This window comes from Altererythrobacter sp. C41 (genome assembly GCF_016803135.1).
Lineage (GTDB): Bacteria > Pseudomonadota > Alphaproteobacteria > Sphingomonadales > Sphingomonadaceae > Pelagerythrobacter.
The window spans coordinates 1-1,758 of sequence record NZ_JAEVFE010000024.1 but is presented as its reverse complement, the minus strand read 5'-3'; the positions used below and the strand labels follow the sequence as shown (position 1 = coordinate 1,758).

The window sequence follows — 1,758 nt, the reverse complement described above, 5'->3', positions numbered from 1 at the left end:
GCGACGAGGCCGATGTCTGCGACCTGGAAGATGGGAGCGTCCTCGTCCTTGTTGATGGCGATGATGGTCTTGGAGTCCTTCATGCCGGCGAGGTGCTGGATGGCGCCCGAGATGCCGATGGCGATGTAGACTTCGGGCGCGACGATCTTGCCGGTCTGGCCGACCTGGTAGTCGTTGGGGACATAGCCCGCATCGACCGCCGCGCGGCTTGCGCCGACGCCCGCACCGAGCTTGTCGGCCAGCGGCATGATCACTTCCTCGAACGTTGCTGCATCCTTGAGCGCGCGGCCGCCCGAGACGATCACCTTGGCGCTGGTCAGCTCGGGGCGCTCGCTCTTGGCAAGCTCCTGGCTGACGAAGCTCGAGAGGCCGGCATCGCCGGGACCCGAGACCGCCTCGACCGTGCCCGAGCCGCCTTCGGCAGCAGCCTTGTCGAACGCCGTGCCGCGCACGGTGACGACCAGCTTGGGATCGCTCGATTCGACCGTCGCGATCGCGTTGCCGGCATAGATCGGACGGGTGAAGGTCTTGTCGCCTTCGACCGAGAGGATGTCGGAGATCTGCATCACGTCGAGCAGCGCGGCAACGCGCGGGGCGATGTTCTTACCGGTGGTCGTGGCAGGGGCGAGGAAGGCGTCGTGGTCCTTCATCAGCGCGGCTGCGAGCGGCGCGACGTTCTCGGCCAGCTGGTGCTCGTAGGCGGGATCGTCGGCGACATGGACCTTGCCCACCCCTGCGATCTTCGCAGCCGCCTCGGCCACCGCGCCGCAGCCGCTCCCGGCGACGAGCAGATGCACTTCGCCCAGCTTCGAAGCGGCAGTGACGGCGGACAGCGTGGCGTCCTTCACCGAAGCGTTGTCGTGTTCGACCAGAACCAGCGTTTTCATGATTTCTTACCTCGAAGTCCGTTCGCCCTGAGCTTGTCGAAGGGCCGCACTTTCTTCATCCGAACGCCCGAAGAAGGACGGTGCTTCGACAAGCTCAGCACGAACGGATGATGGGTTTGAAGCTCAGGCGATCCCGAGCGCCTTGATCTTGGCGACCAGCTCGTCGACGTCGGCGACCTTCACGCCTGCCTGGCGCACCGGCGGCTCGGAGACCCTGGTGGTCTTGAGGCGCGGGGCAGTATCGACGCCGTAATCGGCCGGGCTCTTGGTATCGAGCGGCTTCTGCTTGGCCTTCATGATGTTCGGCAGCGAGGCATAGCGCGGCTCGTTCAGGCGCAGGTCGGTGGTGACGATCGCCGGGAGCGTGAGCTTGACCGTCTCGAGACCGCCGTCGACCTCGCGCTTCACGGTGACGCTGTCGCCATCGATTTCGACGTCGTTGGCGAAGGTGCCCTGCGGCCGGCCGGTCAGCGCAGCCAGCATCTGCCCGGTCTGGTTGGAATCGTCGTCGATCGCCTGCTTGCCCAGGATCACCAGGCCCGGCTGCTCCGCCTCGTAGATCGCCTTGAGGATCTTGGCGACCGCGAGCGGCTCGACCTCGTCATCCGTCTGCACCAGGATCGCCCGGTCCGCGCCCATCGCCAGCGCCGTGCGCAGCGTCTCGGTCGCCTTGGCCGGGCCGATCGAGACCGCCACGATCTCTTCCGCCTTGCCCGCTTCCTTGATCCGGATCGCTTCTTCCACCGCGATCTCGTCGAACGGGTTCATGCTCATCTTCACGTTCGCTAGATCAACACCCGTGCCATCCCCCTTCACCCGAGGCTTCACGTTGTAGTCAATCACCCGCTTCACGGGCACGAGGATCTTCATG

2 protein-coding genes are annotated in these 1,758 nt (G+C 65.6%); both read right to left on the bottom strand.

The genetic code is table 11. The features are described from left to right. Positions 1-887, bottom strand: an 887-nt coding sequence (locus tag JNO53_RS15250) for an electron transfer flavoprotein subunit alpha/FixB family protein (protein ID WP_203113631.1), incomplete at its 3' end; no start/stop codon positions are given. A gap of 123 nt (positions 888-1,010) precedes the next feature. Then, positions 1,011-1,757, bottom strand: coding sequence for an electron transfer flavoprotein subunit beta/FixA family protein (locus tag JNO53_RS15245; RefSeq protein ID WP_203113627.1), 747 nt, complete (start codon positions 1,755-1,757; stop codon positions 1,011-1,013). Position 1,758 lies beyond the last annotated feature (1 nt).